General features: G+C 31.9%; 24 protein-coding genes and 4 pseudogenes. 10 read left to right on the forward strand and 18 right to left on the reverse strand.

Annotated features, from left to right (window positions below; translation table 11 throughout):
• The first annotated feature begins 237 nt into the window (after positions 1 to 237).
• The 4 genes from AC0ONG_RS11915 to AC0ONG_RS11930 all read left to right on the forward strand — a co-directional run bounded on the left by AC0ONG_RS11915 (position 238) and on the right by AC0ONG_RS11930 (position 3413).
• A complete protein-coding gene (locus AC0ONG_RS11915; RefSeq protein ID WP_000757612.1) occupies positions 238 to 681 on the forward strand; it encodes an NUDIX hydrolase in 444 nt (147 codons plus the stop codon).
• Positions 682 to 711: 30 nt separating this feature from the next.
• A complete protein-coding gene (gene dnaN / locus AC0ONG_RS11920) occupies positions 712 to 1842 on the forward strand; it encodes a DNA polymerase III subunit beta (protein WP_000394477.1) in 1131 nt (376 codons plus the stop codon).
• 22 nt (positions 1843 to 1864) lie between these two features.
• Complete coding sequence (locus AC0ONG_RS11925) at positions 1865 to 2377, forward strand: NUDIX hydrolase (RefSeq protein WP_014895268.1); 513 nt, start codon at positions 1865 to 1867, stop codon at positions 2375 to 2377.
• A 97-nt stretch (positions 2378 to 2474) separates the two neighbouring features.
• A complete protein-coding gene (locus AC0ONG_RS11930) occupies positions 2475 to 3413 on the forward strand; it encodes a hypothetical protein (protein WP_001242971.1) in 939 nt (312 codons plus the stop codon).
• A gap of 61 nt (positions 3414 to 3474) precedes the next feature.
• Here the strand turns inward: AC0ONG_RS11930 and AC0ONG_RS11935 are convergent.
• Together AC0ONG_RS11935 and AC0ONG_RS11940 are read right to left on the reverse strand one after the other, a co-directional pair.
• Positions 3475 to 3606: pseudogene (locus tag AC0ONG_RS11935) on the reverse strand (MBL fold metallo-hydrolase); the annotation flags it as partial.
• Positions 3583 to 3681 (reverse strand): annotated as a pseudogene (locus tag AC0ONG_RS11940) (MBL fold metallo-hydrolase); the annotation flags it as partial. The pseudogenes AC0ONG_RS11940 and AC0ONG_RS11935, both read right to left, overlap by 24 nt.
• A gap of 212 nt (positions 3682 to 3893) precedes the next feature.
• On the opposite strand from AC0ONG_RS11940, the pseudogene AC0ONG_RS11945 reads away from it, so the two are divergent.
• A pseudogene (locus AC0ONG_RS11945) lies at positions 3894 to 4890 on the forward strand (LAGLIDADG family homing endonuclease).
• Between the two features lie 152 nt (positions 4891 to 5042).
• On the forward strand, positions 5043 to 5438 hold the full coding sequence (locus AC0ONG_RS11950) for a RidA family protein (RefSeq protein ID WP_136996922.1): 396 nt from the start codon (positions 5043 to 5045) through the stop codon (positions 5436 to 5438).
• Between the two features lie 722 nt (positions 5439 to 6160).
• Here AC0ONG_RS11950 and AC0ONG_RS11955 read toward each other — a convergent pair.
• The 6 genes and pseudogenes from AC0ONG_RS11955 to AC0ONG_RS11980 form a co-directional block, all read right to left on the reverse strand.
• A complete protein-coding gene (locus tag AC0ONG_RS11955; protein ID WP_000799798.1) occupies positions 6161 to 6976 on the reverse strand; it encodes a YwqG family protein in 816 nt (271 codons plus the stop codon).
• A gap of 78 nt (positions 6977 to 7054) precedes the next feature.
• Positions 7055 to 7462: a DnaJ family domain-containing protein gene (locus AC0ONG_RS11960; RefSeq protein WP_016098595.1), complete on the reverse strand. Its 408-nt coding sequence runs from the start codon at positions 7460 to 7462 to the stop codon at positions 7055 to 7057.
• Between the two features lie 39 nt (positions 7463 to 7501).
• A pseudogene (locus AC0ONG_RS11965) lies at positions 7502 to 7916 on the reverse strand (hypothetical protein); the annotation flags it as partial.
• Positions 7917 to 8025: 109 nt separating this feature from the next.
• Positions 8026 to 8391, reverse strand: coding sequence for a hypothetical protein (locus tag AC0ONG_RS11970; RefSeq protein ID WP_016098596.1), 366 nt, complete (start codon positions 8389 to 8391; stop codon positions 8026 to 8028).
• Between the two features lie 280 nt (positions 8392 to 8671).
• Positions 8672 to 9043: a YxiJ-like family protein gene (locus AC0ONG_RS11975; protein WP_000765972.1), complete on the reverse strand. Its 372-nt coding sequence runs from the start codon at positions 9041 to 9043 to the stop codon at positions 8672 to 8674.
• A 12-nt stretch (positions 9044 to 9055) separates the two neighbouring features.
• A complete protein-coding gene (locus tag AC0ONG_RS11980) occupies positions 9056 to 9907 on the reverse strand; it encodes a patatin-like phospholipase family protein (RefSeq protein WP_000789282.1) in 852 nt (283 codons plus the stop codon).
• Between the two features lie 179 nt (positions 9908 to 10086).
• On the opposite strand from AC0ONG_RS11980, the gene AC0ONG_RS11985 reads away from it, so the two are divergent.
• Positions 10087 to 10464, forward strand: coding sequence for a PH domain-containing protein (locus tag AC0ONG_RS11985; RefSeq protein WP_000522474.1), 378 nt, complete (start codon positions 10087 to 10089; stop codon positions 10462 to 10464).
• A 121-nt stretch (positions 10465 to 10585) separates the two neighbouring features.
• Here AC0ONG_RS11985 and AC0ONG_RS11990 read toward each other — a convergent pair whose 3' ends face one another.
• The 5 genes from AC0ONG_RS11990 to AC0ONG_RS12010 form a co-directional block, all read right to left on the reverse strand.
• The gene (locus tag AC0ONG_RS11990; protein ID WP_000351396.1) at positions 10586 to 11059 is read right to left on the reverse strand and encodes a GNAT family N-acetyltransferase; all 474 of its coding nucleotides are present in this window, start codon (positions 11057 to 11059) and stop codon (positions 10586 to 10588) included.
• A gap of 1 nt (position 11060) precedes the next feature.
• Positions 11061 to 11582: a YfiT family bacillithiol transferase gene (locus tag AC0ONG_RS11995; RefSeq protein WP_000999070.1), complete on the reverse strand. Its 522-nt coding sequence runs from the start codon at positions 11580 to 11582 to the stop codon at positions 11061 to 11063.
• Positions 11583 to 11598: 16 nt separating this feature from the next.
• The gene (locus AC0ONG_RS12000) at positions 11599 to 12126 is read right to left on the reverse strand and encodes a GNAT family N-acetyltransferase (RefSeq protein ID WP_000409250.1); all 528 of its coding nucleotides are present in this window, start codon (positions 12124 to 12126) and stop codon (positions 11599 to 11601) included.
• 63 nt (positions 12127 to 12189) lie between these two features.
• A complete protein-coding gene (locus AC0ONG_RS12005) occupies positions 12190 to 13512 on the reverse strand; it encodes an FAD-dependent oxidoreductase (RefSeq protein WP_474203590.1) in 1323 nt (440 codons plus the stop codon).
• 82 nt (positions 13513 to 13594) lie between these two features.
• Complete coding sequence (locus tag AC0ONG_RS12010; RefSeq protein WP_001104288.1) at positions 13595 to 14374, reverse strand: undecaprenyl-diphosphate phosphatase; 780 nt, start codon at positions 14372 to 14374, stop codon at positions 13595 to 13597.
• Positions 14375 to 14506: 132 nt separating this feature from the next.
• Between AC0ONG_RS12010 and AC0ONG_RS12015 the strand changes: the two genes are divergently transcribed.
• A complete protein-coding gene (locus tag AC0ONG_RS12015) occupies positions 14507 to 14713 on the forward strand; it encodes a hypothetical protein (protein ID WP_000265474.1) in 207 nt (68 codons plus the stop codon).
• A gap of 57 nt (positions 14714 to 14770) precedes the next feature.
• Here the strand turns inward: AC0ONG_RS12015 and AC0ONG_RS12020 are convergent, their stop codons facing one another.
• From AC0ONG_RS12020 to AC0ONG_RS12035, 4 genes are all read right to left on the reverse strand, one after another.
• Positions 14771 to 15151, reverse strand: a complete 381-nt coding sequence (locus AC0ONG_RS12020; protein ID WP_001048947.1) for a nucleotide excision repair endonuclease — start codon at positions 15149 to 15151, stop codon at positions 14771 to 14773.
• Between the two features lie 77 nt (positions 15152 to 15228).
• Positions 15229 to 15792, reverse strand: a complete 564-nt coding sequence (locus AC0ONG_RS12025) for a GNAT family N-acetyltransferase (protein WP_000185962.1) — start codon at positions 15790 to 15792, stop codon at positions 15229 to 15231.
• 32 nt (positions 15793 to 15824) lie between these two features.
• Positions 15825 to 16397, reverse strand: a complete 573-nt coding sequence (locus AC0ONG_RS12030) for a hypothetical protein (protein WP_001079230.1) — start codon at positions 16395 to 16397, stop codon at positions 15825 to 15827.
• Positions 16398 to 16584: 187 nt separating this feature from the next.
• Positions 16585 to 18015: a PQQ-dependent sugar dehydrogenase gene (locus AC0ONG_RS12035; RefSeq protein ID WP_000169959.1), complete on the reverse strand. Its 1431-nt coding sequence runs from the start codon at positions 18013 to 18015 to the stop codon at positions 16585 to 16587.
• A gap of 136 nt (positions 18016 to 18151) precedes the next feature.
• Between AC0ONG_RS12035 and AC0ONG_RS12040 the strand changes: the two genes are divergently transcribed.
• On the forward strand, positions 18152 to 18409 hold the full coding sequence (locus AC0ONG_RS12040; RefSeq protein WP_000173569.1) for a hypothetical protein: 258 nt from the start codon (positions 18152 to 18154) through the stop codon (positions 18407 to 18409).
• A 91-nt stretch (positions 18410 to 18500) separates the two neighbouring features.
• The gene (locus AC0ONG_RS12045; protein ID WP_000026325.1) at positions 18501 to 18680 is read left to right on the forward strand and encodes a hypothetical protein; all 180 of its coding nucleotides are present in this window, start codon (positions 18501 to 18503) and stop codon (positions 18678 to 18680) included.
• 215 nt (positions 18681 to 18895) lie between these two features.
• On the opposite strand, the gene AC0ONG_RS12050 is transcribed toward AC0ONG_RS12045, so the two are convergent.
• The gene (locus AC0ONG_RS12050; RefSeq protein ID WP_000702503.1) at positions 18896 to 20065 is read right to left on the reverse strand and encodes a serine hydrolase domain-containing protein; all 1170 of its coding nucleotides are present in this window, start codon (positions 20063 to 20065) and stop codon (positions 18896 to 18898) included.
• Between the last annotated feature and the right edge of the window lie 661 nt (positions 20066 to 20726).

Here is a 20726-nt window from a genome sequence, read left to right on the forward strand (position 1 = left end):
AGGTTATTATTAATTTTAGTTTTAATTTAATCAATTTTCATGCTAAAACTTCAAGAACGTTCTTTGGATAATCTTCCTAAGATACGTTCTTTCTTTATATATCAGTGGCCCATTCTTATTAACTCCACCAATAGCGGTAAAGGCAAGACTTAACTAACTTATATATATTAAAAGGAGTTAATGGTAGAATGGATAGAAGACAGAAAATTCCTTTTATTAAAAATAGAGGAGGTACATATGAAAAAAGTTAATGTTACATACGCGATTTTGTACGATAAAACTAATGAAAAGATCTTAATGGTAAAAAACAAAGGGGAAAATGGTTCTTATTATACATTACCGGGTGGCGCAGTTAAATTAGGAGAAACCTTAGAAGAAGGAGTAATTCGGGAAGTAAAAGAAGAAACAGGGTTACATATAAACGTAAAAGGGATTTGTTCTATCAGCGAAGCCTTTTTCGAGGAAAGAGATCATCATGCAATTTTCTTTAATTTTCTAGGCGAAATAATCGGCGGGGAGACATATATATCAAGACCAAAAGAAATCGAAGAGATTACTTGGATGGAATTACATATAGCAGCACCGTATTTACGCATACCAGAACATTTACTAGATTTATTACAAAAGAAAGAAACAGTACCTTATTTTTTTAACGGAACAATCGTTCATCAATCTTCATAAAAATATTATCTCATGTAAGGCGGGGAAAACATGGAGTTCATCGTTAATCACAAACAATTTACTCAAGCACTTTCAGAAGTTAACAAAGCGATATCAACAAAATCTTTAATTCCTATATTATCTGGTATAAAAATAACTGCAGATCAATCTGGAATTACTTTAATTGCAAGTAACTCGAATATTTTTATTGAAAAATTCATTCCTGTTTCAATTGAAGACGAAAAAATTGCAACTATTTTAAAGGCAGGAACTATTGTTGTACCTGCAAAGTATTTCATTGAAATAATAAAGAAAATGCCAAGTGATATAGCAATAAAAAGTAAGAATGAGCAAATTATTAAGATACAATCAGAAGAAATCACATTAAGTTTAAATGGATTTCCTGCAGATGAGTTTCCGAATGTACCGCTTATAGACAATCATGCAGAAATCAAGGTAGAGACAGAGCAATTGATTGAAGTATTTAAACAAACAGTCTTTGCGGTAGCGAAAAATGAATCTAGACCTGTTCTTACTGGGGTGCATATAGAGTTATCTAATAATAAGTTTATTTGTGCTGCAACTGACTCACATAGACTAGCGATACGTGAAACGCGACTTTCCTCAGATGTAAAAGCAAATTGTATTGTACCAAGCGCAACCATTAGTGAACTTCTAAAATTAATGAACAGCAATTCGGAATTCGTATATATTTACCTTTCAGAGAGTCATATTATATTTACGCTTGGAACAACTACATTATATTCAAGACTAATTGAAGGGAAATATCCTAATATTTCTAACCTTATTCCAAATGACTTTAAAACGATTATTAACATAGATAGAAAAAAGATATTACAAGGTGTAGACCGATCAAGTTTATTAGCAAGTGAATGGGCCAATAACAATGTTAACTTAGAAATCATAAACGAATCTACAATTAAAATTTCTTCAAACGCTTCTCAAATTGGGCAAATATCCGAAACGCAACAAATAGATGCGATTCAAGGTGAAAAACAATTAAATATATCTTTCGATGGGCGTTTTATGGTTGATGCTTTAAGAGCAATAAAAGAAGAAACGATTACTTTAAGCTTTGGCGGTTCTATGAGACCGATATTGATTGAAGCAGGAGAGCAATCTGCAGCAATCCATCTTATATCTCCAGTAAGAGCTTATTAAAAACGGAGGAAGGAATCACATTATGTACAAGCACACTTTATGTTTTATAAAAAGAAATGAAGAGATACTTATGTTAAATAGAGAATATGATCCGGTAAAAGGATTATGGAATGGGGTAGGAGGAAAGATAGAAAAGGGAGAAACACCTTTAGAAAATGCGATTCGTGAAATAAAGGAAGAGACTAATATAAAAGTTACGTATGACCAAATTCAATTTAAAGGCATTATTAAATGGGAGGATTCTTCATATTCTGGCGGTATTTATGTTTATCTAGTAGAGTTACTTCATGAATTTACATATCACACTCCAAAAAAAGTCGCAGAAGGAATTTTAGATTGGAAAGAGGTTTCTTGGATTCTTAGTGACTATAATTACGGTGTAGGAGAGATGATACCTAAATTTTTAGTTGAAGTGCTCCACAATGAATTAATATTAGAGCATAATTTTATTTTATCTAATCATAAATTAATAGATTATAGGAATAAAGAATTAGCTAAGCAGGACAACTCTATAGATAATATAATTCCATTATAAAAAGTAAGAATCGTAATCTATCATACACAGCAAAATAATTATCACCTAAATATAAAAGCCATAGATTATTCGAAGAGTAGCTAAGGAGAAAATTTATATGAGGATGAGTGTGATGAAGAAAATAATTATTTTACTCATAGGTATCGTTTTAATTACTATTGCTTTTTATCAATACAACAAAAAAGAAGGTTTAGCTAAAAATGATAAGGTGTATGTAGAAGACTTTAAAGGTAAAAATGATTCAAACAAAATACAATCTGCTATTAATAAAGCAGAATCTAGTAAAATTAAAACAGTATTGCTTGATGATAAGAAGTATAAAATTACGTCACCAATCGTAGTGAAACAGGGTGTAAAGTTATTATTTGGTTATGGAACACAATTTGTTGTTGAAGGTAATTTTAGAGTTCTAGAATTAGAAAAAAACGCTTCTATTGAAGGAGCTTATATAGCTATAGATGATCCTAAATTTAATTCTGAAGTTATATATTTAGACGGAAAAAATAAGTATTATAACACTTGGCACAAAACACAAATAAAAGATATAAATATTATCAATTGGACAGAAACGAATAAAGGTACCGGCATTTCTTTGTATTCTGGTGGGAAGGAAAATGAAATTTCATTTATTAATTTTGAAAATATAAAAGTTGTAGGCATGGAAACTGGGGTGAAATTAGTAGCAAAGAAACCACAATCTGGACATGCATGGATAAATGCCAACCGTTTTATGAACTTCTCTCTCGAAGATTGTGTAAATATGATTTTTATGGATAGTAATGTAACAACGCCAAATGAAATTAGTGGTAACCTATTTACAAACCTTCAAATACAACCTACAAATAAAACGAAAAGTATTGTAAAGGTAAGTGGACAGCATAACGAGTTCCATGGAATGGTGTGGGATTTACAGAAAATCAATCACGAAAACGAACTCATTGAACTAACTGATAAAAGTATGAATACAGTGATTGAAATGTCCAGTGTACCAGCAAATAGAATTTTAGATAGCGGGAAATCAAATATAGTGAAATAAGTTTAAATACAGAAAAAGAGCGAATTCCTTATAAGAGAGTTCGCTCTTTTTCTATTTATAATTAAATTTCTCTCCACCAAGCTGTTGAAGGATAGTTTGTAGATTTTAACGTAATAGATTCGCCAATTTGAGGCGTTGTAATTTTAACTTCTAAACGGTTAGCTTCTTTCGTAACACTCTCTAACGGTTCATTATCTTTATTTGATAAAACGATAGGCAAACCCTTTATAGGACGCAGCTTTGATTTTATTTTAAAGTAATCCGTCATTTAAAATGCCTTGTATTTCTTAAATCCGTCAAATTCATTATTTGTATCTATAAAGTACAAATCGCACAGCAGCAGCTAAGACAAATATTAAGTACATGTAAATTGTTTTTATTTAGTAAATTCCTTCTTATACGCAACAAAGAACATATGTTTCGTTGTATGTTATAGAAGAAAATATGTCTCTAATAAAAGAAAGGAAGGAGAGGATATAAGTGCACATAGAGCGAAAAAAGAAATCAAAATGTAAACTATCAAAATCTGAAATCATGCATTTGTATACTGAAGGGAAGAGCACCTCAGAAATCGCTGTGCTTGCTAATGTGTCTGCAAGGTATATTCGTATGGTTTTATCAGACAATAACGTACCAAGGCGCGCTATAGGGAGTTGGAAGAGAAAGTATGACATAACAGAAGATTACTTTAAAACGTGGTCAAACAATATGGCTTATATTTTAGGGTTTATAGCAGCAGATGGTGTTATACAGAAAGAAAATCAATGTGTCAGTATATCTCAAAAAGAAAGTTATATTTTAGAAAATATAAAAAAAGAACTAAAAACAAACCAGCCACTTTATCAAAACAAAAAAAACAAGCGTATACATGCTAAATATTAATAGCAAAACAATAAAAGACGACCTTATGAACATACACGGAATTATGCCATGTAAATCATTTAACATCGAATTTCCTTTTGTACCAGAAGAATATTTGCATCATTTTGTTCGTGGGTATTTTGATGGGGATGGTTACGTCAAGTATGAAACTTATACAGTTAATTTCGTAGGTGGATCATATAACTTTATGAATTCTTTACATCAAATTCTTCAAAATCGCAATTTACGAGCCGATTTACTAAATCAAAACAAACATTATCGCGTTATTTTATCTGGAAGAAAATCAATACAACTATTTTCAAATTGGATTTATAAAGACAAAGATATTTATTTGCATAGAAAATATGAAGTGTTTCAGAGAGAAAGTCTGAGTTTAGATCAATTACAAGATCGAAAATTAAAACAAACTCAAACTGCCGTTAAACAAAGAAAACAAAATTTCCTTGAAGAATATATGAAAAATAAATGTAATGCTACAACTTGTTCAAATTTAGAAATAAGCGAATCGGCTTTCAAACGTTGGCTAAAAAATGATAATCAATTTAAAAGAGATTATGAAAAGATTAATTTAACAATGTCCACTAGCGATAACTAAATATAAAATCCTAAAAAACCTTAGAATAGGTATGAAGATAGCTATTCTAAGGTTTTTTATTTTTAAATCATAAAGGATTCTTAATTTTATTGATTGAATATAGTAAATACATAGATTTTACAATTTTCTTGATAAAAAAGGAGAGAGACACCTTGCAAAAGAAATTTATCAATCCAGAAACGATGCCACCAAATTTTGGATATTCACATGTAGTGGAAGTTAGTAACGCTAAACGAACAATTTACATATCTGGACAAGTAGCGATTAACACTGATGGTCAAATAGTTGGCATTGGTGATTTAGCTACACAAACGCGACAAGTTTTCGAAAATATTAAAAGTGCATTAGAAACTTCGGAATTAAGATTTAATGATGTAGTAAAATTAACATTTTTCCTAACAGATATTTCTCAAATGGCCATGGTTAGAGATATACGAGATCAATACGTTGATACTAAGAATCCACCAGCAAGTTCAGCTGTCGAAGTTAGAAAGTTAATTAACGATAACTTATTAATTGAAATTGAAGCAATTGCTATAGCAAACTAATTTTAAGAACTTATCCGTAATCATATCAATGCAATTCGTTTAATGCGTTCAGTTAAAACGAATTGCATTTTTTATTGTCTTAAATATAATTTATATCTGGAGACATTTTCATCAACAACTTATAAAACAAACAACTAAACAATCCATCACACAGAATGATTAAAAAGAACGAGGGGAGGCTAATCACAAAAACTGACTTATTTATAATAAGTTTATAATTTGAAGTTAGTTAACATAATATATATTATAGGTAGTTATAGAGACAAAGCGATTACAGGTATCAAAAACCAAGTAAACTATACTTAATGAGACGGAACGGAGATTTTTAGTGAGATTCATATGAAATCTTATCTAAACAAATTTCTTCGGTTTTTATCGTTTTTATTTGTTATAAATTCATCACAGCAAATCTTACTCAATAATCGCTTAAGATTTAACGAATCCAAATCATTTTTGATCGGCAAGAAATTTTTATACAGAAAAATTATTTCTATACAAAATATAAATTAGTAATTTTATTTTATGTTTTACTTAATGAACTTATTGCTATTTGCACACGTTTTACAACTTTACATTATTTGTTGTTATTTCTGTTATTTAGGCTTGCCTTTCATTACACTCATTGTTTTTTATTCTAGTTAACATAACGCTTATTTTTAACATAAAAAATCCTCCTCACCTTCAGGAAGATTTTTTGTTTGCTATTAATTTATTTATATCTTCTAGTAACAATCCCAATTGTAAATGACATTGGAAAAATCTAGATTTAACAGCTCTTCCTTACGTATAAAGAAATTAGCAACCCCAGAATCGCCCCACATAATATTTAATGAATCGTCTGTATCGATTTGCAGCAATAATATGTCATGCTGTTGGTATTTTTCTTCCCATTCTCTCGGATCTGTCTGTGTGAAAAATGGATATCCACCAATTTTATGTCCTTGATCTTTACATAAATCATCATACAGTTCGCCTAATTCTATATTATTTTCTTCATCAACAATCTCTTCCCAATCAATGTTATCACTAAAAATCATTTCAAATCGATAATCTCTTGGTGTTACTGGTTGATATGCCAACTCAAACTTTAGTTTTGCTGCTTCGGGTATGATAAAATTCTCTAAATGTAAAGTGTTTAAATAACTAAAATCAGTAATTACCTTAGTTAAATCCGCTGTGATTGTAGAATGATAAACAATTCGAAAGTCTTTTTGGCTTGTGGGATGATCAAAATCTGCTCCAAAAAGATCTTCTTCAGGACTTACGAAAAACTGTAACAATCCCTTTTGAGGCATATATTCAACATGCGGCATTTCTTCAAAGTTTAACTGCGCAAGTAGCATCATAGGTTGTCCATTTGAGTCTTTAGGATGCTCTTGATCTATAGGTAAATACGGATAACCACCAAACTTACTTTCAAAAAGCGTTGTCTCTGCTAATGTTCCAGACACTTTAACATACGGTTTCACACTTTCTTCTAAAATACTACGATACTGTTCTAGTTCTTTCGGAATTTGAAGTTGATACGTATTCTTCACTACATTTGCCTCCCTTTAGTAACGAATTGAAAATGCCTAACTTAATTATATAGTAAGCGATAGCTTAATTGAAAATCGTTAAAAATCCATTTTCACCCTCATTTTTTGCGCGCTTGTCGGACAAAGTAAATTATGCTCTAAAACCTTTTTATTGATAGTTCGAATTAATTCCGCTGCTTCTGCCGTATTTGTATTTTCTTTTAGTCTTTCTTTTAAATCTTCAATTTCTTTTGAAAGCTCAATCCACCTAGGCAAAATATGATTATTTGCTAAAGTTCTATAAAGTTGCTTTTCAGGATTGTAAGAAAGATCTTTATCGAGATTAAGAGGTTTACCTTTACCAGGTAAATTATCAAAAGCTCCTTTCTGTTCTGTTTGTTTAACGATAGAACTAATATGATCCTCATACGTATACGACCAAACTTTTTCATCTTTTACTAAAATCTCTTGTTTCTTTAATTTTTTATCGAGTTCTTCCTGATTCATAGATTTTCTCTCCTTTTTATTTTATAGTGTGGTTTTTATCTATTTCAAAGCTTTCAATCCATCAAATAACTTTTTTCACCCTCACACGCTATCATGACCGTCTTGAAACTCTTCATAAGTGGTTTTGGTACCCTTTATCTTTTAAAGCTCTATACAAGTGATTATTGGCCGTTAAAAGAGGTTTGTTTTCAAGTTGTCCTGCTACCATATAAAAGTGAAATTGAGTTGCATTAGAATTTATAGATGAAATTTGATTTTCAATCCGAGGAATATCGTTTTCAAAAGTTAGTTCTTCTAGCTGATTAACAGGATCTACAGCAATACATGGCGGTATTCCATTTTCGTAAATTAAATAATTGAGTGTTTTTGCGATTGAAGATTACTTAATGCATGGATTTTTATTAAAGACAATGAAATGTTCTTGAAGATGTGAAGTTTGAGAATAATTATGAGGTAGATCAAGATGTTTTGCCTTTGCTGCAATGTGGCAGTAAGGATATTTAATTTTGATAGAATGATATAAGAGTCTTGCTACACTTTTGTAATAAGACTCTTTAAATAAGTTATTTACTAGAATAATTGTCTATTGCTTGAATAGAAAGTTCAAACGATTTTATTCTTCTTTCTAAAAGCGTTCTTTGAGGACTCCCAAGCTTTGACTTAACGTAAATCTTTTCAATTGATGGAAGCAAACCAATCAGAACATTACGAGCTTCTGCTAAATCTTCCTGAGTATAATGATGAGTTTCTTGCTTCCAAACACTTTCTAACATAGCTAAGCCGATACTAGCTGCTTTGAGTCTTTTTTTCACTAAAGTAGTATTTAATCCTTTTTGAGTCATCTGTGATAAGGCATTTTCAAGTTTACTAATTGTTGACTGTAAAGATTTTATTGATTCTACTTTATCTATATTTGATACGTTTTTCATGTTAATGTTATCCCTTCTACGTTGCTAACTTGTTTTGTTTAATGTTCAATGAAATCCTTAAAAGCTTGATTTCACTCGAAATATTTTAACATAAATAACTAACTGTATTCGAGTTGGACAATAACTTAAAGCAAAACAGCTATTCCTCTCTCCTCCCCTGTATCATTCTATTATATGTACTTCTTTCTTCTCATTAGAATTCCTATATAAACTAATTGTTAATATTGAATGTTTTATGAACAAAAAACGTACAAGTAATGTAACCTGTACGTTTTCGCTTTTATTCAGTAAGGTAATAAAGTAATAGCTTCCTGGTCTTCTCATAACTTATGAAATCTCTATACAAAATGGGATAATTCACAATTTCTGTTTCTAGAAAACGATATTGCGGAAACCACTCAAAAAACGATTTTCTTAACCACTTTATTTGTTGAAACGTAATGTTCTGTTCGTTTCCATTTAGTACAGAATTTAAAGTAGCTGCTGTATGCATCCAATGATGATTAAAATCAGCGTTTATACAATTATCTTCGGTAAATCTACTTTCTAAGTTTCGCTGCAATTTTGCTGTAGCGCGATAAGGAAACGGTTTGTACAGCGGACTAGGCATTTTCTGCAATTCATTAAAAATAACCCTTTTTCCTAACTTCAACTTTCTCCTCCTTTATTTCTCTATCCAATTTAATAAGTTTTCATAATGATATTGAGCATCTATATAGCCAAGGTTATATAAATTAACAAGTTTCTCTTTATTTCTTTCTATTCCACTTATTGGAAGTTGTACGCTAGGCTGAATGACATAAAAGTTGTCTTTTTGTTCTATTTGATTCATATAAGATATCGTCTCATTATAAAAACGATAATGTTCTACTAAAGATTCTGCGATATTCGGATATTTTCTATATAAAATTTTAGCCAGTCTAGAAAATTTATTCCGCTGCTTTTCGTATCCTTCTGGTTTTGTCATGATAACTACATTCTTTTCATAACCATCAGTTTGAGCTTTTAGAACTGGAATAGGATCTATAATTCCTCCATCTAACAACTTACGATTATCGTATTCTACAGCAGGTGCTATAAACGGAACTGAGCTAGATGCACGGATGATTTTTAAAATATCATTTCCATGTTCTATTTTATTATAATAAACAGCTCGTCCTGATTCGCAATCAGTCGTCCCTATAACAAATTGTTCATTACAGTTTAAGAAAGTTTGAAAATCAAACGGGACGATTTTATTAGGTACTTCATCAAATAAAAAGTCCATCCCAAATAATTCACGTTTTCGAATTAAATTTCGATAAGATATATACCTGTAATCTGATACTAGTTCTGTATTTACTTTCTTATTTCTCCCTTTTTGACGTGACAAATAGGTTGCCCCCATACAGGCTCCAGCTGATACGCCGACTACATACGGAAAGAATAAGTTCTTTTCCATGAAATATTCGAGTACACCTGCAGTATATAAACCTTTCATTCCTCCGCCCTCTAATACTAAACCGATATTCTTCATGTTATATCCCTCTGCTTCTTTTTTCTTAATTTCATATTAGCACAAGATTTTAAGATGAGGTTATATAAACTGATTACAACAATAACCAGAAACTACTAAAGTAATGTCATAATATCTTTGTGAGTAACATGTTACAATATAAGTAATTCATTCCACATATATTAAAGGAGGAATTTAATATGGGTTTATTTAGCGGTATTTTAGGAAATGCATCAAATACGAGTTCTGAAAGTGTAGAACGTGATTTAGAGAAGATTATGCTAGACGATGAAAAAGTAGAGCATGCTTATAAATTAATTCGTGATCTAATCGTATTTACAAATCGTCGACTTATTTTAGTAGATAAACAAGGAGTAACCGGCAAAAAAACAGAATACCATTCTATTCCTTATAAAAGTATTACACAATATAGCATCGAAACGGCTGGGCATTTTGATTTAGATGCAGAACTTAAAATTTGGGTGTCTAGTATGGAGGATCCAATTACGAAAGAATTTAAAGGTGACGATAGTATTTTAAGCATTCAAAAAGCGTTAGTGACATATACGACAAAGTAGTGGTTTCTTGTATTTTTATTCATTTCAGAAATTACTAACCCGGGTATTTTGGAAGAAAATACATCATTTTTGTATATTTAATCTAAAATAACATAAAAAGGTAAAGCGTGTTTTATATGCTTTACCTTTCTTTTTTGTAATAAATAAGTGTAGTTTTATCATTTAATTTCTTTATAACTTCTGTTCTTTTATACTCCATCTTTTCATACAAAAAACAATTTTTCTCTTCTTCTAAAATAGTAGCAAGTTCCCAGCTCGTTGCTTCAGGAAATATTTCCTCAATTAATGTAATCACCTTTTGAGCAATTCCTTTTCCTTGATAACCCGGATGAATAAACATTGGACTGATCCAAAATTTAGAGGGTGTTTCTTTTTGTGAAATGCATATCGCTCCAACAAGATTCATATCCACTATTATTTTATAGAAGCCACCGTTTACTTGATTTATTCTACAAATAGTTTTTTCGATAGTTTCATTTGCTGGATTTGTTTCATAGTCTTTATATTTATGTAATAAAGGGCTAAATGAGTCTATTTGCATTTGAAATATAACTTCTGCATCAGTTTCTGTCGCCTTCTCTAATATAATATCCATGTTACCAATTTAGACGCTTTCTTAAAGAAGTAATATGAGCGGTATGATGACGACCATGCCATGCGTATAGTCCTATTGCAACAGCAAGTTTTGTTTCACCAGTTTCAGGATGGTTAAATGTCTTTTCTAAATCTTCAATTTCTAGAGAATATAAAAGGTTAACCCATCTTTTATGTAATGAATCTAGCATTACTAGTGAAACATCTACCGGTAATTTTGAATCGGGTAACTCTGCCCACTTCTCTTCTTTATACGGCTTAATAGTTGGATTCTTTTCTGTCAGTGCTAATTTAAAGCGTATGTAGCTATTCATATGGCTATCAACGACGTGATGAACTACTTGACGTACAGTCCAACCTCCAACGCGATATGGTGTATCTAACTGCTTCTGATCTAAATCTTTAATTGCCTTTGTTAGTTCATTAGGTAAATCTTCAATTTCTTGAATCCATGTATCAATCATTTCTTCCGTTATAGGACGTTTGTATGTAAATTGGCCAATTGGATAACGCAAATCATTCATGAATAAGTCCTCCTTATTATAAGCGCGAAGTATTTCTCCAAATATAATGTACAAACTTCACATGTTCTCCATTTAATTCTACAGATGTTGTATCTGATTCGTTTTGATAAGAAGAAAATCCGCTTTTTTCTAGTACAATTTGTGATGCGAGATTATTAGTCGTTGTTTTAGCATAAATGTCAGTAATTTCATTATTTTTCGCTACATCTAAAATTAATTTTACGGCTGCTGTTGCAACTCCTTTTTTAGTAAATTTTTCTCCGACCCGATACCCTAGTGAACTAATTCGAGTTTCCGTATCTATATCTACTAAATTGATTCGCCCTACAATTTCTTTTTCTTCATTACGAATTAAATAAAAATAAGAATCTCCATCCGCTTGTTCTATTAATAAATCGTCTAGTAGTTTTTGGAAATATTCAAATTCAAAATATTTCGAGCCACGATTTGGTACCATTGTTTCAAAAAAAGATTTATTCGTAAGTTCAAACGTAAATAAATCCTTAACATCTTGTTTCTTTAGTTGCTCTATGTATATTTCCATCTCGTATTCTCCTTCTTGATTTACTAACTGTTATACATTCTTTTTTAATCAATTATATTCCTGCTATTTCTTTCGATTAAGCAATACAGATAGTAGCACTTTCGGATGAAAAAGATGAAATGGACTACGAATTAAATTCATCACTCGTACTAATCGAATATAAACATCAGAATTACTTGCGGATAGTCGATATATTTGTTTCGTATACCATAGCTGAAATTTTTGTTTTGTAGTTAATTCTCTCTTTAGCTGCGGGTGACGTGATATTTCTGTCGTTGTCATATCCCAAGGGGTTTCTATTATATTAGCTGTCTTTTTATAAAATTGTTGTGTAAATGTTTTATCAAGCTGTTTTCTGCCTTGCAGAAGTAATTGCAACTGGTGAGCCTCCATAGCAGCAACTGATACGCCTTGGCCGAAAACGGGATCAAAACGACATTGCGCATCTCCAACAACTAATAAGCCTTCTGGTACATTATTCACTAAATCAAATCGCCGGCGTACTTGATAAGGAATTTTGTATGTCTTTATATCAGTAATTCCCTCAGCCTTGTTTAGGAAGTCTGTAACATTAGAAATTGATAGGTTTTCAGCAAAATCATAAAACTCATCATCTGTTTGTGGTGCTTTCTCATTTGCGTATCCACTGAAAGTAACAAAATAACGATTATCTTCTATCGTTTGAATAAGAACGCCATAAGGGTTATCAGGGAAACTCGGAGACATTAGCATATTACAACAGTCTAACTCCTCATTTTCTTTAAGTTTGAACATTTTCGTTGCGTAAAATAAATCAATACGAACTTTCTCTTCTTTTACTTCAATTTCGTATTCTCGTAGCCATTCTATACTTTTTGAGCCAAATCCACTCGCATCAACTACAAGATCTGCATGAACTTCTTCTTGTGTGTCTGTCTCTAAATATTTAACTTTTACTCCACACACTTTGTTAAGCTTTGCATCTACCAATAACCCTTTAACCAATGTTTCATATTTAATAGTAATATTTGAAATTTGATGTATTCGTTTTTGAATATGCCATTCTAGCAAAGGACGACTTTGTTGAATCATATGTACTTCCCCTATGAACGGTTGTTTCCATAGACCGAATTGATGCCATTTCAAATCACGCGTAAAGTTGTTTATAATACTACCCGCTTCTATTAATTCGTTCGTAATATTAGGAAACAATTCTTCAATTGCGTTTTCTCCACCTTTTAATAACACGTGAGGATGATTACTTTGTGGAACTCTTTTTCTCGAAGACTTTCCATCCCATCTTTCACCAGTTTCTATAATGATTACTTCTTTAAAAGAAGTTGATAATGCTTTTGCTGCAAACTTTCCTGCCATACTTCCACCAATAACGATAGCCGTATTAAACATATTTTCCCCCTTAATAAAAAGAGATCCTGCCTTGTATGAATGAAACAGGATCTTAAACTAATTAACTTCTTTATCATTATACTTAAAATACATCAGTAAATTGCAACATTAAAATTAAAATACCTAATCCCCATACGTAATACGCGAATACTTTTAAGGAGTGACGTTTTAAATATTGAATCATCCATGAAACGGCTATGTATCCAAAAAACGCTGCTGATAACGTTCCGACAATTAAAGATGTACTAGAAATAGATTCTGCTTTCCCTTGAAAAACGTCTACAAATTGCAAAATAATGGCTCCGACAATGGCTGGCGTTGATAATAAAAAAGAAAAGTAAGCAGCAGTTTCACGGTCTAACTGCCTCCATAATGCAGCGACGATTGTCATACCAGAACGAGAAATCGCTGGGAAAATAGCAGCCGCTTGAAATGAACCGATAATTAATGCGTCTTTATATGTGATGTCATCCATTTTTTTACGACCATTCTTTTGTTTATCTGCCATGTAGAGAAAGAATCCGGTCACTAAAAACTCCCAACCGATCGTGATTCCTGTTTTTGAAATATCTTCAAAGAAGTCTTTAAACAATAAACCAATAACAACTGCAGGTATCGTCCCAACAATAAGTAATAACATGAGCTTTGAAAATGGGTTTTTAATTAAATATATAAATTCTTTTTTGTAATAAATAAACACTGCAAGTAAAGTCCCAATATGCAACATCGTATCTAAAAATAAGCCTGCTTTATCTAATTGAAATAAATGCCTTCCTAAATAAAGATGTCCGGTACTACTGATTGGTAAAAATTCTGTTAAACCTTGAATTATACCTAATATGAAAGCTTCTAACCAATTCATGATGGTCTCCTTTCTCTTTTGCTTGTACCAATATATGAGGGTTAAATTTTCGATATGAAAAAAACTATATTTCTCTATGAATTTACTTTTAATTTATGGATATATATGTAAAGAGAATTAAGGAGGGTTATTATGTGGAAGCACACAAAATTCGGTAATGTATTACTTTGGGTAGGCCCTATCCTTGTATTTTTAGGACTATGTATGACAAATGTTATTTCAGATATTCCTTTCTTTGAGGGAAAACATAAAACGCTTGGTATTGTACTTATATTTATAGGGATATTCTGTTTTATTGTGGCTAATCATTTGAAAAAAGGAGAAAGATATGAAGAATAAATCTAAATAAAAAACAATCCTGGCATATTAGCTAGGATTGTTTTTTATTAATGTTCATTATTTGTAGAATACTTTATCAACGTTATATTTCGCTTTATATTCATTAATGATATATGTTTCGTAAATTTCTCTTTCTGTTGGATCTTCTACGATACATGCATCAATGCGGTATACTTCATCACGGTGATTTTTAATTGGTGAAACATTATCTTCAAAATGCTTCTTAATACGTTGTCTAATTTTACGAGCTTTACCTACGAAAAGAAGTTCGTCATTAATATTGTAAAACATAAAAATGCCGCCTTTATCTCTAGGGAACAAGTGAAAATCGATAAATCCATTAATTGGAGTAATGATTGGCTCGTCTCCTTTAATAACTTGTTTACGTTCAGTAATTGTAACATCAACTTCAGGGATACTAATTTTAATCAAGTTCATTCACGTCCTCTTTTATTATAAAGATAAATAATAGCATACATAAGTAAGAAAAGCTATGTTCAGAGGCATATTTCATTTTATAATTCAAATATTATAGGTGTATCATGTAAATTGTTCTTCCAAATCATATGATCACTGGATTCGCCCCAGTAATCTTTCAATACATAGCTAGGTTTTCCAAACTTTTTCGTCCATATACTTTGCGCATTTTTATATCCACTATCTAAACAATATTCTGTTATCCCTCTGCTAAGTAATGTAAGAAACATTGTATGTAGTAATAAACTCCCTATTCCCTTTCTTTGATACTCCGGAAGTATGAATACAGTTCCTATTTCATACAAATTTTTAAGTACACCACCTGTACAACTATTAATCAATGTACTTGCTGGACCAATTTCGATTGTTCCAATGATTTTATCGTTACTTGTATCAATTGCTAATAAAAAGTAACGACTTTCTCCGTTACTATCAAAATCACTTTTCAAATACTGCTTTTTTGAGTTAATTTCATTTTCTATGTCATCCAATAATTGTGACAATCCTTCATTTTTGTATGTATTCGTAATAACTATCCGGAAAAATAAATATAGTTCATCTACATCATTCAAATTTGGTCTTCTAACTGCAACGTTAGTCATGAATGCATTCTCCAATCTTCATTATGCCATTGTCAATACAACACTTTACATAATCTATTCATCATTATTCTGCAAAAACCTGCATAAATCCAGCAGTATAGAAAGCTCAGTATAAATATTGATAAAATAATTTTTATGTCCATAGTTGTATGAACAGTAGGACCAAGTACCGGAAAACGGAAAACATCGAGAACGATCATAATCCCTATAAGTAGACAAGTCGCTGAAAAGGAAACAATCCAAATTCTCCTCTTGAATTTTAAAAAGGCTAGTCCTAAGGCTAGACCTAATAAGCCTGTAGTAAAAGGAAAGACAATTAGTTCACTTGGCTCAATAATAAATAATAGAAAAATAGTAAGAATATAAGAAAGTATTCCCTCACGAATAGAATAGAGAATAGCAAAAAAAATCGGCAATGTCGAAAATGGACTAATGAGCAAACCTATACCAGGAATTAAGTTCCCCGCTGCTTGAAACATGGTGGCCAATGCACTCATCAAAGCTGTAAGTACTAACTTATTCGCAAGGGACAAGTTTCTTTTATGAACAAAGCTTATATCATGCTCTATCATCAGTTGATACCAATAACGTACAAAACGATTCATTAAAATACCCCCTAAAGATACCTCATTCATTACTTTCTATATTATTCGTACACATATGGTTTATGAGTTACTTTCTCCAAGTTAATAGATGCTAATACATTGAAGATTTTTAGGGGGACAAGTTAAGTCTTGCGTTTTGGAAACAGAATAAATTCCTTATGTTTTTAGACTGAGCATTTGTATCGTATCAAGGAATAATTTCAAAAATGGTACCTTTGTTAAAATCAGTTACTTTCATAGAACCGTAAACTCCTAAATATAACCTAGTTTGAGCCGAATTTGTTCCTAAACTCATATAATAAGCTGCTTGCGTACCAAAATCATAATTGGTTTCAATAGCATGAAAGTCAGCATGTTTACCGTCTGTACCGGCTCTAGTATAAGCTAAAACACCCTTAACTGGCGGTCGAGAATCTTCTTTCTTAGCAAGGTCGGTAAAAACAACGCTACCCGTTAAATTTGAAATTGCATTTCCCATATATGGCTGAACTCCTGTAAGTGAAGTTCCTCCAAACTTATCGGTTCTAAAATCTTTATGAAAATAACTAAGTAGAGGCAGAATACGCTTCACTGAAGTTTGTATTGTTTCATCATAATAAACTATTGTTCTCTCATCCAAAGTCTGATTTTCGGAACAATGTCGTATAAAAGAAGTAGGTAAATCCCCTTCCCATCCTCGCCACCCAAAATTGATAAAACCATCTTGATTGGGAGTTAACCTCATAAAATGCATTTGAACAAGTTCTGTAACTGGTATAGGTTTATATTGAACAAATGAAAAAATAGACTCTACAATATCCTGTCCGACATTTCCGGTGTATTTGATATATTGATTATAAAACCTTTGAAATGAAATGCCGGTTATATTACGTACTCCTTTTGCAATTACTGTAAGTGTTTCTTGTATAGATAAAGGAAGGTCATTAAAGCGTGTAACTACAGGAGGGTTATTTATAAATGTATTTTTATTTACATCGATTTCAATTATTTTTCCTGCTATTTCTAAATCATCTTGGCTTAAATTAAATGGATCATAACCTGATCCGCCATCTCCATTTGTAAAAACAAGTTTTCCAGTCTCAGGTGAAAAGTTTAAACTATTGACTCCGTTATGATTAAAAAATGGTCTTCTTACATTCAGTAATGTTCGTCGCTTTTGAGCTTGGCCGTTAGATTGTAAAGTCCATTCTTCCACTGTATCAATGTGATCATATTGCGTATTTCTATTAACCCACTTTAAATTTAACGTTTTAGGGTCACAAGGATTCGGTTTAAATTGTTCAGAAAGTGCACCTGGACCTTGAGTTCCGGCTACTGAATAATGAAGATAAAATAAACCGTTTTGATAAAATTGCGGATGAAATGCAAGTCCTAGTAATCCTCGTTCATCATAACCGCTACTAGAAACACCTTCTTCAGATGTACCTAATTTAATAATTAGGTGACGCATATCTAAAAATTTTTTTATAACTCCGTCCCCTATGTAAAAAATCTCTCCTAATTGAGTTGCGATAAATAGTCTTTCGGTCGATTCACCTGGAAGTATCGTTGTTTTCAATACGGTTGGTAAATTTACGTTATGAACAATGGGTCGTAAATTAACTTTAACTTTTGTCAATTAACTGTACACCCCTTTTTCTTCTTTTTTATAGAAGAATATGATTAGAGTAGTTCTGTTAGTATTAAATAAGTCGCATTCCTTTTTATTACAATTTTGTATATAATATAAGTATCAATATACTGGGGGACTAATTATGACACTCTTATTACAAATCATCGTACCACTTATATGTGCAATATACTTATTTACCCTCTATCATAACGGGACGTATGGATCAGCTTCATTTATTTTAGCAGTCATGATAGGAATTTTCGGTTTAGAGAATATTTTTCAATATGCTAGTCTAACAGATCATACTATTTATCCATATTGGGGAAGTTTGAAGGCTGTTGTTATCGTTTTATCAGTCGTATTTCTATTTAAAAAAGGTGGTTTAACAGGGAAATATTGATTTTTAATGAGGTACATGTTTTCTTGTTAAATTGCTTTTATTTTATAAAAGAAGAAATATTTATGTAAAAACAAGAAGGGATGTGATACATATGTCTATAAATATTATTTCAATAGTCTCTATCATAATATGGATTGTGTTAATTACAGAACTTATAAAACCTTCAAAAGAACAGAATGGACGAAAAATAGTAACTTTAGTAACTGCTGGTTCCGCATCAACACTAATTTTGACGGTTTCATTTATTCAAAATATCCCGTTTTGGAATTGATAGTGATATAACAACCAAAAATATGTATAAATAAAAAGATTAGGATTCACTCCTAATCTTTTTATTTTGGGGTAGCACCACACATCCATCAACTTAAGAATAAACGCCACCAAAACAAAAAAAGCCCCAAAGTTTTCTTGAAAATAAGTTGGGGCTTTTGAACCAGAAAAGTACATTTTCAACTATGAAAACTACGATAAATTTGTCCTTTTTTCCTACTTGCTAAATTCAGCAAGTAAAATATTTTTAAAAGGATTAGGACTGCCAGTTCTACCCAAACTATTCCAATTGACGACCAACGTATGATTGCCTCCAAGTGTACCTCCAACTAGAGTTGTAAACCCTAGAATGCCACCTGAGTGTCCCCATATCGAGACACCGCTTGGCAGCTTAGTTTCATAGATTCCAAGACCATATCCATCGATTCCTTCTTTTCCTGTAGGAACTGTAGTAAGCATTTGTTTTAGTTGCTGTTCTTTCAGTAATTTGCCACCGAGCAAGCAAGAGAAGAATTTGTTTAAGTCGTCAGCAGTAGAAACCATATCTCCAGCAGAGCTAGCTGCACTTGGGTTATAATAAGTAACGTCTTTTAGCTCACTTGCTCCGTCTGGTTGGACATATCCACGGGCATGGTTAGTGCCTGGAATAACACTTGAGTTGCCTGGTAGGAATGTATTCGACAATTCAAGCGGTTCAATAATTCGATTTTCAACCTCTTCCGCATAGCTGTTTCCAGTTACTTTTTCAATAAGGATACCCAGTAATACGTATCCTGTGTTTGAATAAGACCAGCCCTTTCCTGGAGCAAAGTCTGGGGGAAGAGAAATCCCCATCTTCACTAACTCTTCAGCCGTATACGATTTTTTTGTATCCGTAAAATCAGCGTCTTTTGACCTTGAGTATTCAGCGATACCACTTGTATGGTTCAATATGTGCCGGATAGTAATCTTGTTACCATCATATCCATTTCCTTGAATGACACCAGGCAACCAGTCTTCGATGTAGTCGTTTAGCTTCAGGCGATTCTCTCCAGCTAATTGAAGTACAACTGTTGCGGTGAACGTCTTCGTCACACTCCCAATGCGAAAGCGAAAATCTGTTTTCATTGGTTTCTTGGTTCTCAGATCCGCTATTCCAGCGGCATACCCCCACGTTTTTCCACCCTCAGAAGTTTTAGCAAGTATCCCTGGGTATCCAAGTTGCAATGTATCCCGCATTGCTTGCTTGACGGAAGTATGATCTCGTTGCGTATTTGTTTGTAACGAACTAGATACATTTTGAGTGGGCTCTGCTTTTACAATTGAGGTTGGTGTTGTATATAACAGGGAACTTCCAGCTATTAAAAGGGCCAGACTTGCACATGTAATTTGACTACGTATTTTCATAAGGCATTCCTCTCCTCTATTCATATTGTATAAGTGCTTGCTGTTCCTTACTTCCTAACAAGACTTAGGGAAAGGCCCTCACGCATATAGATTAAAGCCCCAGTACAAAGGTATATATCAATACCAACAATTTGAGCCATTTAAATCTCCATCCCTTCTATAACAAAATTATTCAAAGGTATGAAAGCATATTATGTACCCTTAGTTATTGTTAGGATTAACACAACATGAGACATAACCCTAACCCATATTTTACTTTATTTATCCATAATATGTATTGAGAAAGAATGTAAATTCGAATCCTTTCCGTAACCCAACTATTGATTGTTTTTTCACCTATTATAATTAGTTATTTTGAATTCCATAATAAAAAAACTGTAAAAAAATAACGATTCCCTTAACGTACAGGAAGCGGTTGAAAAATATGTCTATACGCACAATTTTCTTGTTTTGATATGGTGAACCCATCGCCATTAAGCTAAGGTTTTGAAGTACCCACTAAATGAAATTTTTCTTTCTCTACAGTTAGTTACTTTGAGAAGTCATCTCATTTTTTTGTTTTTGGGGTGTTTCTTTTTCTTAACTTGATGGATGTGGGGTCTCGCCACATCCATCAAGTTATCTAAATAAAACACCCTCTAAAAATTAAGAATATTAAAAA

The organism is Bacillus sp. TCT6 (genome assembly GCF_056033845.1).